Here is an 18647-nt window from a genome sequence, read left to right on the forward strand (position 1 = left end):
TAAGGTGGAGCTTTTAAAAAATTGGATTTCAACTCTTTGTATTGTAGTAGTAATAGTTTCTATTGCACATATTATTTTACCTAATTCTTCTATAAAAAAACATGTTAAGTTTACTTTTTCATTAATAATACTTTCTGTTATGTTAGCACCTATACTTAATCTTTTAACTTTTAATAATGAGGTTAAAGATTTTGATTTTAGCTATAAAAATACTATTGAAAGGGAGGCTTTTAAAGAAGAAAGAGAATCTTTTTATGATGACAAAGCTATTTTATTGAGCATTGAGAATAATTTAGAAAAGGCTTTAAAGGATGAGTTTTATGAAAAAGAATTTTTGGTTTCTTTAGAAGGAGAGGTTAGTTTTGATGAAGTTAAATTTAATATAAAAAAAGCTAATATTAAGGTTTTAGATAATAAAAAGATAAAAAAGGTAGAAAAAATAAAGATTGGAGATGATTTAGAAAAAAAAGAAGAGAAAAAAGATGCTTTTTTATCTAAGGTTGAAAAATTTGTTGAGAAGGAACTTGAAATATCTAATGAAAATATAAATGTATTTTATGAGTAAGGAGGTAGAACTTAAGGGTGAAAGGGTTTAAAGAGAAGTTTATATCTTTCTTTAAGGAAAAGAGCATTGTAAATTTAATCATATTACTTTTATTAATTATAATGATTTATTTAGTTGTGTCATATTTTACAGGTGTAAACAATATATCTAAGAGTGAGAAAACAAATTTAGAAAATATATCTAGTGAGCAGCAAGTTGAAAATGAAATTGAAAAAGACTCTGAAGTTTTAGGTTATCAAGAAAAACAAGAAAAGGATTTAGAGAGGATATTAAGCAAAATAGAAGGTGTTGGAGAAGTTGATGTTGTAATAAATTTTCAAAGTAGTGAAGTAAAAGTACCAGCAGTAGATAATTCTTCTCAAAAAAGTACAACAGAGGAAACTGATAGTGAAGGAGGAACAAGGGTTAATTCTCAAGAAACAGATGGAGACAAAATAGTTATGTCAAATAGCTCAAGTGGAAGTGAACCAGTTATATTAAAAACTGAAAAGCCAGAGGTTTTAGGAGTTATGGTTGTTGCAGAAGGTGCAGAAGATAGCAAGATAAAGTATGAAATAACAAAAGCAATATCAAGCTTATATAACATAAGTGTAGATAAGGTAAATGTATTGGCTATGAAAAAATAAAATTAAAATTTTAGGAGGTTTACTATGAATAAAAAACAAGCAGGGATTATTTTAACACTTTTAGCTTTAATAGTTTGTACTGGAGTATTAGCAACAAGAGTTAACAATCAAATTAAAGAAAGTATGGGAGAAGTTCCTACAGCCTTTGGAGAAAATGAAGAAAAAGCAGCTGAAACTACATCAAATTATTTTTATGAATCAAGAAATTTAAGAGAGCAAAAGGATTCTAAAACTATTGATAATTTAAAAGCTATTGTAGAAGATAAAAACACTTCAGAGGAGCAAAAAGAAGAAGCAGAAAAAGAATTAACTGAAAAAACTATGGCAAGAGATTATGAAACAAGAATAGAACTTAGCATAAAAAGTAAGGGTTATGAAGATGTAATATGCTTTATAGATGGTGATAATGCAAAGGTTGTAGTTAAAACTGATGAAGAATTAACTCAAGAAAAAATGGTTGAAATTCAAGATATAGTTATGAATGTATCAAAAGTTTATGACGTTGATATAGAAAAAAAATAATTAATTGTATTGTAATTAGTTATTTGCTATAATGAACCTATAACTAATTAAGATTCGTGAAGATTAGTAGGAGGGTTCAGCTTTATGAATGAAATGAATAGAGATGAAGCTAACTTAGGTATAGTAAATATATCTGATGAAGTTATCGGTGTAGTTGCTGGTATAGCTGCATCTGAGATAGAGGGAATACTTGAGATAAATCACAATAATAGCACTGGAATAGGACATAAATTTTCTAAGAAAAGTTTAGGTAAGGGCATTAAGGTTAATGTAGAGAATGGTGAAGCAGTTATTGAAATTGGTGTTACTGTTCAATATGGAGTTAAGATACCTGATGTAGTTTCTCAAGTGCAGGAAAACGTAAGAAGGACTGTAGAAGCTATAACTGGACTTAAGGTGGCACTAGTGAACATATATGTGCAAAACATAATTATCTTAAAAGAAGAAGATAAAAATGAAATATTAAAAAAATAGTAGTCACCCTCTGTTTTCAGAGGGTGTTTCCTTGTGTTAAATCATTAACTTATGATTAATAATATAAATTAAGACAATAATACTAAATAGAGTATTTTTAAAACATAGGAGGATATAATGAATAGAGTAAAATCAAGAGAATATTTATTACAATTAGCTTATCAAATGGAAATAACATCAGAAACTGCCTTAGAAACTTTCGATTCCTTTATGGAAAATGAAGAAATTAATAAAGATGATTTAGATTTATCATACATAAAATCATCTTTACTAGGAATAGAATTAAATAAGGAAAAATTAGATTCTTTAATAGAAGGTGAATTAGTAAAATGGAAATTAAATAGAATTTCAAAGGTTAATTTATCAATTTTAAGAATCGCTACATATGAAATGTTATTTGTAGAAGATATACCAGAGAAGGTATCAATAAATGAAGCTATTGAACTATGTAAAAAATATTCAGATAGTAAATCTGTTTCATTCATAAATGGAGTTTTAGATAAAATATATAAAAATATTAAGTAGTCTAAATTTTATTTTAAGTTTAAAATTGGAGGTAAGGTAATGAATAAAATTTTAAGCGGAAAAAAAGTAGCTATAGACATAAAGGGGCAGATTAAAGATTACACAGATAAATTAAAAAACTTAGGAAAATCTTTAAAAATAACGTCTATACTAGTTGGGGATGATGGAGGCTCAGTATATTACCAAAACTTCCAAGAGAAATTAGCAAAAGATTTAGGAATAGAATTTGAAAAGGTAAAATTAGATGAAGGTGTTTCAGAAGAAATTTTGAAGCTTAAAATAGAAGAACTAAATAAAGATAAAAGTGTAGATGGAATAATGCTTTTACTTCCTTTGCCAAAACATATTAATGAAAAAGAAGTAACAAATTTAATAAGTGCTGATAAAGACTTAGACTGTTTGTCTGAAGTAAGCGTAGGTAGATTTTATAAGGGAGAAAAATCATTTATTCCATGTACTCCAAATAGTGTAATAACTCTTTTAAAGGCTTATAATATTAAAATCTCAGGAAAAGAGGTTGTAATTGTTGGAAGAAGTAATATAGTTGGAAAACCTCTTTTTCAAATGTTTTTAAGTGAAGATGCTACAGTAACTTTATGCCATTCAAAAACAATGAATTTACAAGAAGTTTGTAAGAGAGCGGATATATTAGTAGTAGCTATTGGAAGAGCTAATTTTATAGATTCTTCTTATATTAAAGAAGGAGCTATTGTTGTTGATGTTGGAACTAGTGAAGTAAATGGAAAAATAACAGGAGATGTTAATTTTGATGATGTTTATAATAAGGCATCTTTTATTACACCAGTTCCAGGAGGAGTTGGTTCTTTAACCACAACTCTTCTTTTAAAAAATATTTGTAAGGAGTTAGATTAGAATGAAGCTAAAGACATTATCTGTTTTTGAAGTTAATAACTATCTTAAGAAGTTAGTTGAGAATGACTTTATATTAAAAAATCTTAATGTCAAAGGTGAAATATCTAATTTAAAATTCCATTCAAGTGGTCATATTTATTTTTCATTGAAGGATGAAAATAGCAAAATTAACTGCATTATGTTTAAAAATAATGCAGTTAATTTAGATTTTAGACTAGAAGAAGGAATGAAGGTAGAAATAAAGGCTAGATTAGGTGTTTACCAAAAGGAAGGAAATTACCAACTTTATTGTGAAAATATAAAAAAAGCTGGAGTTGGAGAACTTTTTGAGGAATTTCATAGATTAAAAAAAGAACTTAGAGAAGAAGGAATTTTTGACGAAGCGTATAAAAGAGAATTACCTGCTTTTCCAAAGAAAATAGGTATAATTACAGCAAAAACTGGTGCGGCTATAAGAGATATGATAAATGTAATTAAAAGAAGAAATAAATCCTTAGAGATTATATTATATCCTGCAAAGGTGCAAGGAGAGGGCGCTGCTGAGTCAATAATTGATGGAATTAGATATTTTAATGATAAAAATTTAGTAGATGTTATAATTTTAGGCAGAGGAGGAGGTTCTATTGAAGAACTTTGGGCTTTTAATAATAAAGAATTAGCCTATGAAGTATTTAATAGTAAAATTCCTACGGTATCTGCTGTTGGACATGAAATTGATTTTACTATTTGTGATTTTGTAAGTGATGTAAGAGCAGCTACACCATCAGTTGCAGGAGAGATAGTTTCTCCTTCTTTAGAAGATATGAAGAAAGCTTTAGAAAATAAAAAAATGTTTTTATATAATCTTATAGAAAGAAAAATTTTAAAAAGTAAAAATAATTTAGATATATTAAATAGGCAGTTAATTAGTAATAACCCTAAAAATATACTTGAAAAGAGAAGAAAAGAAATTATTTCTTTAGAAGAAAAGCTTAATATTTTAGGAAAAATTAAAATTGAAAAATCAAAGGATGAGTTAGCTAAGTTAAATAGCTTATTGCAAAGTTTGAATCCTTTAAATACCCTAGGAAGAGGTTATTCATTAATAACTGATAATAAGGGTAAGGTTTTATATGAGATTGAAGAATTAAAAAAACAAAGCAATATAAAAGTGACAATGAAGGACGGTTCCGTTTATATAGATATAAAAAATATTAATGAATAAGGAGCAAAAATTAAAGATGGCTAAAAAAGAAAATACTTATGAAAGTATGATTGATGAATTAAATGAAATCGTAAAACAGCTAGAACTTGGAGATTTAACTTTAGAAGAGTCTATGAAGGCCTATGAACAAGGAATAAAGATAGCTAATAAGTTATACAAAAAGTTAAATACCTTAGAGGGAAAGATAAAAGTTGTTGAAGATGGTAAAGAAGAAGACTTTGGAGGATATAATAATGAATATTAGTAGCTTAAAGGAAGAAATAGATGAGTCTTTAAGAGAATATTTTAATTGTAATAGAAAGTTTAATAAGGTTTTATATGATTCTATGGCTTATAGCATAAATGTAGGAGGGAAAAGAATAAGACCTATATTAATGCTTTTAACTTATTATATTTATAAAGAAGATTATAAAAAAATATTAAAACCTGCTATGGCGATGGAGATGATACATACGTATTCTTTAATACATGATGATTTACCTTGTATGGATGATGATGATTTAAGAAGGGGACAGCCAACTAATCATAAAGTTTTTGGAGAAGCTATTGCAGTTTTAGCAGGAGATGCACTTTTAAATGAAGCTATGAAGGTTTTAATTGATTATTCTTTACAGGAAGGAAAAGATGCTTTAAAGGCAACAAAAGTTATTATGGATGCTTCTGGTTCTGATGGAATGATTGGTGGACAAATAGTTGACATAATAAATGAAAAGAAAGAAGAAATATCAATAGAAGAGTTAGATTATATGCACCTTAAGAAAACAGGAGAATTAATAAAGGCTTCTATAATGGCTGGGGCTATTTTAGCTAAGGCTTCAGAAGAAGATATTAAAAATTTAAAGGAATTTGGATACAAGTTAGGCTTAGCATTTCAAATAAAAGATGATATATTAGATGTAGTGGGAAATGCAAAAGACTTAGGGAAGAATGTTCACAAGGACCAAGGAAATAATAAAAATAATTATATAACTCTTTTTGGATTAGAAGAGTGCAAAAGAAAATGCGTGGATATAACTAGGGAATGTATAGATATCTTAGATAAAATAGAAGGTAATGTAGAACCTCTAAAGGTATTAACTATAAAACTTTTAGAGAGAAAATTTTAATAAAGGATTTGGTTTAAATGAGTGAAATTCTACAAAAAATAACTGATCCTAAAGAGATAAGGGATTTAGATGAGAAGGATTTAGAAAAATTAGCTAAGGATTTGAGAGAATTTTTAATTTATAGTATTTCAAAAACAGGAGGACACTTTGCTTCAAATTTAGGTGTTGTAGACCTTACTGTTGCTTTATTTAAAAATTTTGATTTTAGTGAAGATAGAATAATTTGGGATGTAGGCCATCAAGCTTATGCCTATAAAGTTTTAACAGGAAGAAAAGATAAATTTTCAACTTTGAGGCAATATGGTGGACTATGTGGTTTTCCAAAGAGAACAGAAAGTGAATATGATTTCTTTGCAACAGGGCATAGTAGTACATCTTTATCTGCAGCAGCAGGTATGGCAAGAGCTCAAAAAATTCTTGGTAAAAATAATAAGGTTATAGCTGTAATTGGTGATGGTGCCTTAACAGGTGGTATGGCCTTAGAAGCCTTAAATGATATTGGATATAGAAAAGATAATTTAATAATAATATTAAATGATAATCAAATGTCTATATGTAAAAATGTTGGAGGGCTTGCAACCTATTTAAATAAACTTAGAATGGGGGAGGGGTATAATAAATTAAAATCAGACATTGGTTCTACCCTAGATACCACTTCTTTAGGCAAAAGAGTAAAGACTTCTCTTTCTAAGTTAAAAGACGGAATTAAAAAAATTGTAGTACAGAGTATGTATTTTGAAGATATAGGAATAAAATATTTTGGTCCTGTAGATGGACATAATATTAAAGAATTAAATGAAGTATTAGGTATAGCAAAAAAAATAAAAGGTCCTGTTATAATACATACTATTACTAAAAAAGGAAAAGGGTATGAATTAGCAGAGGAAAATCCTAATAAATATCATGGAGTATCTCCTTTTGACCTTGAAAAAGGAGTGGTTTCAAAATTTGGAAGTAGGAATTATTCATCGACTTTTGGAGAAGAAATGATAAATTTAGCTAAAGAAAATGATAAAATTGTTGCAATAACTGCTGCTATGCCAGATGGAACAGGATTAAAAGAATTTAGAAATGAATTTCCTAATAGATTCTTTGATGTTGGTATAGCTGAACAACATGCAGTTACCTTAGCAGCAGGAATGTCAGCAGAGGGTTTAAAACCATTTTTTGCAGTTTATTCAACTTTCTTGCAAAGAGCTTATGACCAAGTTTTACATGATGTTTGCATACAAAAGTTACCTGTTACTCTTTGTTTAGATAGAGCCGGTTTAGTTGGAGAAGATGGAGAAACACATCAAGGTATATTTGATATTTCATATTTATCTCCAATGCCTAACATGACAATTGTAGCTCCTAAATGTATAGATGAGATGAAAGTTATTTTAAATTGGGCAAGTACCTTTAATGCTCCTTTAGCCATAAGATATCCTAGAGGAGGAGATATATATAATAATCTAGAGCCTTTAAAAGAAATAAATTATGGTAAGTGGGAAGAAGTAAGAAAGGGAGAAAAAATAGCTATTATTGCTACAGGAAAAATGGTACAACATGCTATGATTGCTGCTGAAAAATTAAAAGAGGAAAAAGGATTAGATATTTTAGTTATAAATGCTACATTTATAAAACCTATAGATAAAAATATATTAAAGACTTTATCAAAAAATAAATTTAAAATTATAACTGTTGAGGATAATATTAAAAAAGGTGGTTTTGGAGAAGGAGTCTTAGAGTATTTAAATGAAATTAATCATAAAGAAGAGGTTACTATATTAGCCTTTGAGGATAAATTTATAGAGCACGGAAAGCCAGATATTTTATATAAAATAAATGGATTAGACCCAGAAGGAATAAAAAACACATTAGTTGAATTACTTTAAAGGAGAAAATTATGACAGAGAAAAAAGAAAAAAAAGAGAGACTAGATGTACTTCTTGTAGAACAGGGAATAGCAGAGTCAAGAGAAAAAGCTAAAAGATATATAATGGCTGGTATGGTTTTTATAGGAGAAAAAAGAGTCGATAAAGCTGGTGAAAAAGTTCCTGTAAGTTCAAATATAATTTTTAGAGGAGAAAAGTTACCCTTTGTAAGTAGAGGTGGATTTAAACTTGATAAGGCTATTAAAAGTTTTTCAATAAACTTAAAGGATAAAAAGTGTTTAGACATTGGAGCTTCTACAGGAGGATTTACAGATTGTATGCTACAAAATGGAGCTTCAAAGGTATTTGCTATAGATGTAGGATATGGTCAATTTGCTTGGAAACTTAGAGTGGACCCTAGGGTTGTTTGTATGGAAAGAACAAATGTAAGATATGTAACTTTAGAGCAAATTGGAGAACTTTGTGATTTTGCATCAATAGATGTGTCCTTTATATCTTTAACTACTGTTTTACCAGCTGTTCTTAATCTTTTAAAAGATGATGGAGAGGTTATGGCCCTTATAAAACCTCAATTTGAAGCAGGAAGAGAAAAAGTTGGGAAAAAAGGTGTTGTAAGAGAGGCTTCTACTCATAAGGAAGTAATAAAGAAAATAGTTGATTTTTCTTTAAACAATAACTTAGAGATATTAGGATTAGATTTTTCTCCTATAAAAGGACCTGAGGGGAATATAGAATATTTAATTTATCTAAAGAAAGGTAAGGAAAAGAAAGACTTTGATTATAAGGTTATAGACGAGGTTGTGGAGAAATCTCATAGTAATTTATAAAAATAATTAGTTAAGATTTAATTTCTAATTACTTTAGAGAGAACTTCAAAGTTTTAAAGTAAAGGTGTGTTTTTTTTGTATGAAAAATATAGGAATTATAATAAACAAAGAGAAGGATAAAGAGAAAAAAATTTTAAACTTAGTTCTTTTAAAGATTAGAGAGTATTTAAAGCCAGAAGAGATAATTATTATAGACCAATTTTATAAAGGAGATTTTAAGGAGCTTATTAATTTAGATATTTTGATAGTTCTAGGGGGAGATGGAACTATCTTAGGTGTAGCTAGAAAATTTTCTAAGTATATAAATGCTCCTATTTTAGGAATTAACATTGGTAATTTAGGATTTTTAGTTACAGCAGAAATAAATGAGTTAGAAGAAGCTTTGATTAAAATAAAAGAAGGAAAATATAAAATTGAAGAAAGAATGCTTTTACTTTGTGAAATAGAAGGAGCAGATTTTAAAGAAGAGAGAGCTTTAAATGATATAGTTGTTGCAAGAGGAACTTTATCTAGGATGACTAAGTATGAAGTTTTTATAAATGGAGAGCTTTATGCTACATTTAAAGGAGATGGAGTTATAATATCTACTCCAGTTGGGTCAACAGCCTATTCTTTTTCAGCAGGAGGTCCACTTATAATGCCTGATTTGCAGATTATATCTATAGTTCCTATATGTCCTCATACGCCTAATTCAAGACCTATGATAATAGATGGCAATAATGAAGTAAGAGTTAAACCTCTTATTCATGAAGCAGATGTCTTTGTTACAATAGATGGACAAAAGGCCTTAAAATTAGAAAAACATAATGAAGTTTTAATAAAAAAAGCAAAAGAGTTTTTTAGAATAATTTCATTTGATAATAAAAGTTATTTTAAAGTACTAAGGAAAAAATTATTTAAGATAGAATAAATGTTATGAAGGTGATTTGAAGATGAAATCTAAGAGACATTCTAAGATAATTGAAATTATAAAATCAAGAGCAATAGAAACACAAGAGGAGTTAGCTGAGGAACTAAAAAAAGCTGGGTTTGATGTAACTCAAGCTACAGTATCTAGAGATATAAAAAATTTAAAACTTGTAAAAAAACAAGATAATAAAGGAAATTATAGATATACCATTATAGAAGAAGAAAAAAATGAAATGGTAGATAGACTTAGTAATATTTTAGCTAATACTGTAACTTCAGTTGAAAATGTTGATAAGGTTGTAGTTGTTAAGACTATATCAGGTTCCGCTTCAGCTGCTGCTGAAGCTATAGATACCTTGCATTTAGGGGATATTGCAGGAACTATAGCAGGGGATAATACTATATTTATTTTAGTTAGAAGCTTAGAAAAAGCAGAAACTCTAGTTTCTAAAATTTTAGAAATGATAGAAGGTTAAATTTAAAAGGAGGAGGAGTATGCTTTTACAATTAACTATTAAAAATTTTGCTTTGATAGAGAAGGCATCTTTAGATTTTAAAGAAGGATTTACTATTTTATCGGGAGAAACAGGTGCAGGTAAGTCTATTCTTATAGATGCTATAAATTATGTTCAAGGAAGCAAGTTTAATAAGGATTTAATAAGAACAGGAGAAGAAAAAACTTTTGTAGAGGCTATATTTTCAATAGATGATAATGAGAGACTTAAAGAAATTTTAGATGATTTAGAAATAGAGTATGATGATACTTTAATAATTTCTAGGGAAACTTTTATAAATGGAAGAAATAGCATAAAGGTTAATGGTAGAAGTGTTATTTTATCAGCATTGAAAAAAATAAGTTCAACTCTTCTTGATATACATGGTCAACATAATAATCAAAATTTATTAAATAAAGAAAAGCATATAATATATTTAGATGATTTTGGTGATTTTAATTTAAATGAAAGTTTAAAAAGATATAGTAAAAAATTTTTAGAACTTAAAGAGATAGAAAAGAAAATAAATGAATTAAACAATGAGGGAAAAGATGATAAGCTTTTAGATTATTTAGAATATCAATTTAAAGAAATTGAAGAAGCTAAGCTTAAATCTTCAGAGGAAGAGGAATTAACTGAAAGGTTTAATATTTTATCTAATGCAGAAAAAATAAAAAATTCTCTTGGAGTATCTTATAGTTTATTAAGTGGCTCAGAAAATAATGGAATAATTGATTCTTTATCAGTTGTAAATAGGGAGCTTTCAAATGTTGAAAATCATTTGGAAAAAATTAAAAATATAAATTCTAAAATAATGGAAATGTATTACGAGCTTCAAGAAATATCAATAGAACTTAGAGATATATGTGATGAAAGTGTATACGATGGCAATGAATTAGAAGAGATAAATAGTCGTATGTTTAAAATAGCTTCTCTAAAGAAAAAATATGGGAGTAGCATAGACGAAATATTAAAATATAAAGAGGATATTTCTTCTCAAATAAATAATATTAAAAATTCAGAAAAAATAATTGAAGAACTTTTAAAGGAAAAGAATGAAATTTTAATATCTTTAGAAGAAATATCTAAAGATATACATGATAAAAGAATTGAAATTTCAAAGGTTTTAGAAGATAAAATTCATGAAGAACTTTCTTATGTAGGCTTAGGAAAATGTAAGTTTGAAGTTCTTATTGAAGAGGATGAATTTAATATAAGAGGAAAAGATAAGGTGCAATTTTTAATTTCAACAAATCCAGGAGAGCCTTTAAAGCCTATGGAAAAGATAGTTTCAGGAGGAGAGTTATCAAGAATAATGCTAGCTTTAAAAGCTGTATTTATAGATAAAGATAAAATACCTACTGTTATATTTGATGAAATTGATACAGGAATAAGTGGAAGAATTGCACAATCTGTTGGAGAGAAGATGTATGAAATTTCTATAAAACATCAAGTATTTTGCATAACTCATCTTCCTCAAATAGCAAGTATGTCAGATAATCATTATATGGTTAGAAAAAAAGTTGTAGATGATAAAACTTTTTCAAAGGTTGAACCTATAACTTATGAGGAAAAGATAAAAGAGGTTGGAAAAATGTTAGGTGGAGTTGAAATGACTAATAACACCTTGTTAAGTGCAAAAGAAATGATAGATTTAGCTAATAGAAAAAAAGAAACTATTAGAAATTTTAATACATAATAAATTTAATTTTTATGCAAAATAGAACTGTTAAACAGTTCTATTTTTTTTTATTTTAAAACTAATATGAGAATTTTAGTATATTTTAAATTGATTTGGCTAGAATAACAAAGTTAATACAGGATATTATTTTTTGAAAGGGGCAAATTAAGAATAGAAAAGGAGGAGATATTTAATGAAAAATATAAACAAAAGAATAAAGAGTATATCAATAATAATGATGGCTTTAATATTGCTTTTATCCTCTGTGATATTTGTAAGGGATTATTTTAAAAGTAATAATACTTTTGCAAGTAGTGATACTTTCTATTCTTTAAATTCAAAGAGTAGTAAAGATGAAAGATTTAAAAATAGATATGGTATAGCCCTTGTAAATAGCAAGCAAGACAAAAAAGATATAGAACTATCCTTAGGTGGAAATCCTGTAGGTGTTAGAGTTTTTACAGAGGGTGTTTTAGCTGTTGGTTATTCAGAGATAAACACTAAAAAGGGTGATATGGAAAGTCCTGCGAAAAGTGGAGGAATAGAAATTGGTGATAGACTTATAAGTATAAATGGAAAAAAAATTAAAAGTTCAAAGGATTTATCAAAAAGGATAAATGAAAATGAATTAGAAAGTATAGATATTCTTTTAGAGCGAAATGGAAATATAATAAACAAAAAAATTAATTTACTTAAAAATAAAAAGGGTGATTATAAAATAGGATTGTGGGTTAGAGATTCCACAGCAGGAATTGGAACCTTAACATTTTATCATGAAGAAAGTGGGAAATATGGTGCAATAGGTCATCCTATAACAGATAGTGAGACAGAAAAAATATTTCAAATAAAAAATGGAGAACTTTTAAATTCTTCTATAATAAGCATTAAGAAGGGGGAAAAAGGAAGTCCTGGAGAATTAAGAGGTATATTTTCTAGTGATAAGAAAGCTTTAGGTGATGTTAATATAAATACTGAATGTGGAATATTTGGTAATATAAATTTTGATAACTTAAAAAATAATATAAATAAAAAATATAAAGTTGGCTGGAAGGAAGATATAGAAGTAGGTCCTGCAAAAATAATAACAACTATAGATAATGAAGGGCCAAAGTTTTATGATATTGAAATAGTAAAGCTTACAAAGCAAGATAGTGTAAGTACAAAAAGTATGGTAATTAAAATAACAGATGAAACCTTATTAAAGAAAACAGGTGGAATTGTTCAAGGAATGAGTGGAAGTCCTATAATACAAAAGGATAAAATAGTTGGAGCTGTAACACATGTTTTAGTGAATAAACCAGACTTAGGATATGGAATATATATAGAATGGATGTTAAAAGATGCAAAAATTATATAATATAAAATAAGTGTGATTAATGTAAATATGTGTTATAATAAATACTAGAAAATTAAATGAATTTTCTAGTATTTATTTTTTTTAGAAGGAAATTTTTAAGATTTGTCGAATATAGTTAAGTAAAAATAATTGTAAAAAAATGGATATATAAAGTTTGTTAAGGAGAGAAAAGCATGAAGGAATCAAAAATATCTGTATTAATTGCTGATGATAACAAAGAATTTTGCAATATTTTAAATGACTATTTATTAAGTCAAAGAGATATTGTTGTTACAGGAATTGCAAAAGATGGATTAGAGGCTTTAAAACTTATAGAGGAAAAACAACCAGATTTAGTTGTATTAGATATAATCATGCCACATTTAGATGGATTAGGAGTTCTTGAAAGAATTAATTCCTTAGGTCTTGAGAAGAATCCTAGAGTGATAGTTTTATCAGCGGTAGGACAAGATAAAATAACTCAAAGAGCTATAACTTTAGGAGCAGATTATTATGTTGTAAAACCTTTTGATATGGATGTATTTACAGAAAGAATAAGACAGATGTTTAATAGTACAATATCAGAGGAAAATTCTACAGCTAAGCCAAGTATAAGTGTTGTAGAAGGAACAAAAAGTGAAAGTTCTTCTTCAGAGGAAAACAAAGAACCTATGGATTTAGAAGTTGAAATAACTAGTATAATTCATGAAATTGGTGTTCCTGCTCACATAAAAGGATATATGTATTTAAGAGAAGCTATAACTATGGTTGTAAATGATATGGAGTTATTATCTGCTATAACAAAAGAATTATATCCTTCAATAGCAAAGAAATATAATACTACTGCAAGTAGAGTTGAAAGAGCTATAAGACATGCTATAGAGGTAGCTTGGGGAAGAGGACAAATAGAAGCTATAAATAAAATATTTGGACATACTATTCATAATGACAAAGGTAAACCTACTAATAGTGAATTTATAGCTATGGTTGCAGATAAATTAAGACTTAAAAATAAGGTAAGTTAATAAAAAACACTCTTTACTAGATTTTATTCTAGGAAAAGAGTGTTTTTTTATTTATACTTTTATGATTTTATATTTTACATTACAGGATTTTTTTAATAAGAATTAAAATAATAAATTTTAGTTCTTATTTTTTTTGTAAATTTTAAAGTTTTAAGTATCTTTTTATTATGTTAATCATATTCTTTATTAAACAAGTAAAGGGGGAGCTAATTATGAAAAGATTTTTAAATGGAATTTTAGAATCTCTAAGAGAAAATAAAATAACTTTTTTATGGGTACTATTATTTTTATTAGTAGGAATAGTTTTAGGGTCTTATACAGTTTATTATATGAGTGATCTTAATAAGGTTGAAATAACAAATTATTTTAATAACTTTTTAGACTTTTTAGGGAAGAATGAAGTATCTTATTTAAGTATATTAATAAATAGTATAAAAAGCACAATACCTATGGTTTTAATAATAATATTGTTAGGATATGTATCTATAGGAACTCCTATAATACTTATGATAAATTTAGCTAAAGGATATGTTATTGGTTTTACATTTTCTTTAATAGTTAGCATTTTAGGAGGAAGTGGTATAGCATTAGTTTTATCTGGATTGATATTTCAAAATTTAATTTTTATTCCTACTATAATGTTAATTAGTGTTTTTGCAATAAGACATTCTGTAACAAAATTAAAAAGTGGTTATTCTAGAGATAGAATTAAATTAGATGTAAATAAAACATATTTAAATTTTCAAGGGGTTTTAAGTCTTATTATAATATGTGGAATATTAATTGAAACATATATATCACCTAATTTAATAAGATTAGTAATTAGTAGATGATTTCTGTAATATAAATAATTATGTAATAACATTTTGGTTAGGAGTTAATATGAAAGATTTAGTAAGCAAATACGAAGTATATCTAGAATCAATAGGAAAGAGAAAGAATACCGTAAGTGCATACATTACAGATGTTTCTATGTATTTAGATTTTGTAGAAGAAAAGGGACTTAAGGTAAATGAGGATTCTTATCCTTTAATATCTTATGTACAATATCTAAAGGAGAGTAGCAAGTCTCAATCATCAATTCAAAGAACAGTAATATCTTTAAGAAATTTTTATAACTTTTTAGTGGCAGAGGAATATTTAAAAAGAGTTCCTGATTTATCTATAAAAAGAGAGAGAGTAGAAAAGAAAAAGCCTTTAGTTTTAACTGTTGATGAAATAAATAAAATAATGAATTCAACTAATGTTTTAACAGAAAAAGGTATAAGGGATAAGGCCTTATTAGAACTTATGTATGCTACAGGAATGAAAGTTTCAGAACTTATATCTTTAAAGGTTGAAGATGTAAATTTAGATTCATACTATGTAAATTGTAAAGATAGCAGAGGCTATGAAAGAATTATTCCAATTGGAAAAGAAGCTAAAGAATCCTTAAAAAGATATATAGTTGTTAGAGAAGAGAATTCTAAGGGGTCAGACAAATTATTTTTAAATATGAGTGGTGAGCCTATAACTAGACAGGGAGTTTGGAGAATTGTAAAGGAATATGCTGTTATTGCTAATATAGGTAAAGATATAAATTTAAATACTTTTAGACATTCTTTTGCAGTGCATTTATTACAAAATGGAGCTAATGCTAAGGTAGTTCAAGAATTATTAGGAAATCAAGTTATGACATATATAGATATGTATTATGATATTATTAATAATGAAAAAATTAACAATATATATAAAAAGGCTCATCCAAGAGCATAGTTATATAAGAAAAGACTATTAAAGTCTTTTCTTTTTAGAATTTATATAATTTTATTTTTGTTATAAATAAAAATAAATAAGGAATATATTTTACTAATTTCTTTATAAAATATAAAAAATTTTAAGAAATTGCAATAAGTGTATTGGAAAAATACTTGTAAATAATAAGTGCCTTTGTTAAAATAAAATCATGAAAAGGTTATCACATTTTGATGATATGGAGGAAAAAACTTATGAGAATGTATGATTTAATTTTAAAAAAGAGAAATGGTGGAGAATTAAGCAAAGAAGAGATTGATTTCTTTGTTGATAAATACACAAAAGGAGAAATACCAGATTATCAAGTAGCAGCTTTACTTATGGCTATATACTTTCAAAAAATGAATAAAAGAGAGACATCAGATTTAACTATGGCTATGGTTAATTCAGGAGATATATTAGATTTAAGTGAAATAAAAGGAATAAAGGTAGACAAGCATTCAACAGGGGGAGTTGGAGATACTACAACTTTAGTATTAGGACCTATGGTTGCTTCTTTAGGAATTCCTGTAGCGAAAATGTCAGGAAGAGGACTTGGTCATACTGGGGGTACTATAGATAAGTTAGAAAGTTTTGATGGTTTTTCAGTAGAGATGACTAAGGAAGAGTTTATAAATAATGTTAACAAAATAAAATTAGCAGTAGGTGGACAAACTGGAGATTTAGCTCCAGCTGATAAAAAACTTTATGCTTTAAGAGATGTTACAGGAACTGTTGATAATGTATCTTTAATAGCTTCAAGTATTATGAGTAAAAAAATAGCAGCAGGTGCTGATGCAATAGTTTTAGACGTTAAAGTTGGAGATGGAGCCTTTATGAAAACACCAGAGGCTGCTAGAGAACTTGCAACTGAAATGGTTGAAATAGGAAAACATGTTGGAAGAAATACTGTGGCTATAATTTCTGATATGGATCAACCTTTAGGATTTGCAGTAGGAAATGCCTTAGAGGTTAAAGAAGCTATAGAAACTTTAAAAGGTAATGGACCTAATGACCTTTTAGAATTATGCTTAACTCTTGGAAGCAATATGGTAGTTTTAGCAGGAGCAGCTAAGAATACTGATGAAGCAAGAGAAATGTTAATGGAAACTATAAAATCAGGAAAAGCTATTGAAAAGCTAAAAGAGTTTGTAAAGGCTCAAGGAGGAGATGCTTCAGTTATTGATGATACAGCAAACTTCCATAATGCTAAATACGTAATTCCAGTTAAGGCAACTAAATCTGGCGTTGTAAGTAAAATACATGCAGAAAATATTGGATTAGTTGCTATGGAACTTGGAGCAGGAAGAGCAACTAAAGAAAGTGTTATAGATTTAGCTGTTGGTATTGTTCTTCAAAAGAAAAGAGGAGATAAAGTTAATGAAGGTGATATAATAGCTTATATTCATGCTGATGATGAAGAAAAGGGTAAAAAAGCTATAGAAGGAATCCTAGAAAATTATGAAGTATCAGATTCAGTAAAAGAATTGCCTTTAATTTATGACATAATTAAATAAATTTTATTTATGTAAAAAGTTATCTTATACTTTTTGTATAAGATAACTTTTTCTTTTTGCTTATAATTTATATGTTTTAGGAAAAAATAAGTTAGAAAGGAGAAGATGTTATGAAAAAATATAAAAAACAAATAGGGATATTTGCAATACTTATATCATTATTTAACTTAATTTTTTCTATAAACGTAAAAGCTGAAGAAGCAATAGATGTAGAAGCTAGGTCAGCTATACTTATGGAGGCTAGCACAGGAAAAATAATTTATGAAAAAAATGCTAATGAAAAATTTGCTCCAGCCTCTGTAACTAAAATAATGACAATGTTACTTGCTATGGAAAAAGTAGATAATGGAGAAATAAAGCTTTCAGACAAAATAACAGTAAGTGAAACAGCTAAAAAAATGGGTGGAAGCACTATGCTTTTAGATGTAGGTGAAGTGAGAACTGTGGAGGAAATAATAAAAGGTATAGGAATAGCTTCTGGAAATGATGCTGCAGTTGCTATGGCTGAGTATTTAGGTGGAAGTGAAAGTGCTTTTGTTGAAATGATGAATAAAAGAGCTAAAGAACTTGGTATGAATAATACAACTTTTAAAAACTGCACAGGACTTCCTGTTGAAGGTCATTTATCAACAGCTTATGATATTTCTATAATGTCTAGGGAACTTTTAAAACATCCAACTATATTAAAATATACAGGAACTTATATGGAAACTGTATCAGAGGGAAGAAAAACTCCTATTGAACTTGTAAATCATAATAAATTAGTTAGATTTTTTAAAGGGTGTGATGGTTTAAAAACAGGTTTTACTAATGAGGCAAAGTATTGTATTTCAGCTACTGCAACTAGAGATGGCGTTAGAATGTTATCTGTAATTATGGGAGCACCTACTTATAAAGTTAGAAATAGAGATGCTAGTATGCTTATGAATTATGGATTTTCTAAATTTGAAAGCAAAGAAGTAGCTAAAAAGGACCAAGAAATTGAAAAGATTTCTATGAGTAAAACAGGAGAAAAATTTGTGATTGGTAAAGCTAAAGAAGATTTAAGCTTAGTTTACCCAAGAGGAATGAGTGATAAGATAGAGAAGAAAATAGTTTTAGATGAAGGAAAAAATAAAGTAAAAGAGTTTGAAACTATAGGAAGATGTGAATACTATTTAAATGGAGAACTTTTAGGAAAAGTTTCTATTTATTCTGATAGAGATATGAAAAAGGGTGGAGTTTTAGATAGTGTTAAATTTAAGGTTAAGAATTTCTTTAATGGTGAGGAAAATAAAGAAGAAAAATAAAGTTTAATATATAAATATAGAAAA

The 18647-nt window shown here is 27.5% G+C and carries 20 protein-coding genes; all 20 read left to right on the forward strand.

All coding sequences use genetic code 11. The features are described from left to right. The first annotated feature begins 4 nt into the window (after window positions 1-4). Window positions 5-565 (forward strand): stage III sporulation protein AF, encoded by a 561-nt coding sequence (spoIIIAF, locus tag AC4FQV_RS01975; protein WP_491139145.1) that lies wholly within the window; start codon window positions 5-7, stop codon window positions 563-565. Window positions 566-582: 17 nt separating this feature from the next. Then, entirely contained in the window at window positions 583-1191 is a 609-nt protein-coding gene (spoIIIAG, locus tag AC4FQV_RS01980) for a stage III sporulation protein AG (RefSeq protein WP_491164137.1), read from the forward strand. A 24-nt stretch (window positions 1192-1215) separates the two neighbouring features. Further along, a complete protein-coding gene (locus AC4FQV_RS01985; RefSeq protein ID WP_491139143.1) occupies window positions 1216-1713 on the forward strand; it encodes a SpoIIIAH-like family protein in 498 nt (165 codons plus the stop codon). Window positions 1714-1797: 84 nt separating this feature from the next. Further along, window positions 1798-2187, forward strand: coding sequence for an Asp23/Gls24 family envelope stress response protein (locus AC4FQV_RS01990; protein WP_491139142.1), 390 nt, complete (start codon window positions 1798-1800; stop codon window positions 2185-2187). Window positions 2188-2304: 117 nt separating this feature from the next. After that, a complete protein-coding gene (gene nusB / locus AC4FQV_RS01995; RefSeq protein ID WP_491139141.1) occupies window positions 2305-2712 on the forward strand; it encodes a transcription antitermination factor NusB in 408 nt (135 codons plus the stop codon). A gap of 39 nt (window positions 2713-2751) precedes the next feature. Further along, entirely contained in the window at window positions 2752-3585 is an 834-nt protein-coding gene (locus tag AC4FQV_RS02000) for a tetrahydrofolate dehydrogenase/cyclohydrolase catalytic domain-containing protein (protein WP_491139140.1), read from the forward strand. Between the two features lies 1 nt (window position 3586). Next, entirely contained in the window at window positions 3587-4789 is a 1203-nt protein-coding gene (gene xseA, locus AC4FQV_RS02005) for an exodeoxyribonuclease VII large subunit (RefSeq protein ID WP_491139139.1), read from the forward strand. A gap of 16 nt (window positions 4790-4805) precedes the next feature. Next, window positions 4806-5033, forward strand: coding sequence for an exodeoxyribonuclease VII small subunit (locus AC4FQV_RS02010; RefSeq protein WP_491139138.1), 228 nt, complete (start codon window positions 4806-4808; stop codon window positions 5031-5033). Beyond that, window positions 5023-5895 (forward strand): polyprenyl synthetase family protein, encoded by an 873-nt coding sequence (locus tag AC4FQV_RS02015; RefSeq protein ID WP_491139137.1) that lies wholly within the window; start codon window positions 5023-5025, stop codon window positions 5893-5895. Before AC4FQV_RS02010 ends, AC4FQV_RS02015 begins: the two co-directional genes overlap by 11 nt. A gap of 17 nt (window positions 5896-5912) precedes the next feature. Then, window positions 5913-7772: a 1-deoxy-D-xylulose-5-phosphate synthase gene (gene dxs / locus AC4FQV_RS02020; RefSeq protein WP_491139136.1), complete on the forward strand. Its 1860-nt coding sequence runs from the start codon at window positions 5913-5915 to the stop codon at window positions 7770-7772. Window positions 7773-7783: 11 nt separating this feature from the next. Next, window positions 7784-8599, forward strand: a complete 816-nt coding sequence (locus AC4FQV_RS02025) for a TlyA family RNA methyltransferase (protein WP_491139135.1) — start codon at window positions 7784-7786, stop codon at window positions 8597-8599. Window positions 8600-8678: 79 nt separating this feature from the next. Then, window positions 8679-9509, forward strand: coding sequence for an NAD(+)/NADH kinase (locus tag AC4FQV_RS02030; protein ID WP_491139134.1), 831 nt, complete (start codon window positions 8679-8681; stop codon window positions 9507-9509). A gap of 22 nt (window positions 9510-9531) precedes the next feature. Further along, entirely contained in the window at window positions 9532-9984 is a 453-nt protein-coding gene (locus AC4FQV_RS02035; protein ID WP_491164141.1) for an arginine repressor, read from the forward strand. A gap of 19 nt (window positions 9985-10003) precedes the next feature. Next, a complete protein-coding gene (gene recN / locus AC4FQV_RS02040) occupies window positions 10004-11701 on the forward strand; it encodes a DNA repair protein RecN (protein WP_491139132.1) in 1698 nt (565 codons plus the stop codon). A gap of 175 nt (window positions 11702-11876) precedes the next feature. Further along, the gene (gene spoIVB / locus AC4FQV_RS02045; protein WP_491164144.1) at window positions 11877-13040 is read left to right on the forward strand and encodes a SpoIVB peptidase; all 1164 of its coding nucleotides are present in this window, start codon (window positions 11877-11879) and stop codon (window positions 13038-13040) included. 173 nt (window positions 13041-13213) lie between these two features. Then, on the forward strand, window positions 13214-14044 hold the full coding sequence (spo0A, locus tag AC4FQV_RS02050) for a sporulation transcription factor Spo0A (protein WP_491139130.1): 831 nt from the start codon (window positions 13214-13216) through the stop codon (window positions 14042-14044). A 212-nt stretch (window positions 14045-14256) separates the two neighbouring features. Next, window positions 14257-14877 carry a stage II sporulation protein M gene (gene spoIIM, locus AC4FQV_RS02055; RefSeq protein ID WP_491139129.1) on the forward strand — a complete coding sequence of 207 codons (621 nt, stop codon included), beginning with the start codon at window positions 14257-14259 and terminating at the stop codon, window positions 14875-14877. A 49-nt stretch (window positions 14878-14926) separates the two neighbouring features. After that, window positions 14927-15799, forward strand: a complete 873-nt coding sequence (locus AC4FQV_RS02060; protein ID WP_491139128.1) for a site-specific tyrosine recombinase — start codon at window positions 14927-14929, stop codon at window positions 15797-15799. 233 nt (window positions 15800-16032) lie between these two features. Beyond that, a complete protein-coding gene (locus AC4FQV_RS02065; protein WP_491164147.1) occupies window positions 16033-17334 on the forward strand; it encodes a pyrimidine-nucleoside phosphorylase in 1302 nt (433 codons plus the stop codon). Window positions 17335-17444: 110 nt separating this feature from the next. Beyond that, window positions 17445-18623, forward strand: coding sequence for a D-alanyl-D-alanine carboxypeptidase family protein (locus AC4FQV_RS02070; RefSeq protein WP_491164150.1), 1179 nt, complete (start codon window positions 17445-17447; stop codon window positions 18621-18623). Window positions 18624-18647: the final 24 nt, after the last annotated feature.

The organism is Clostridium sp. TJA038 (genome assembly GCF_058310255.1).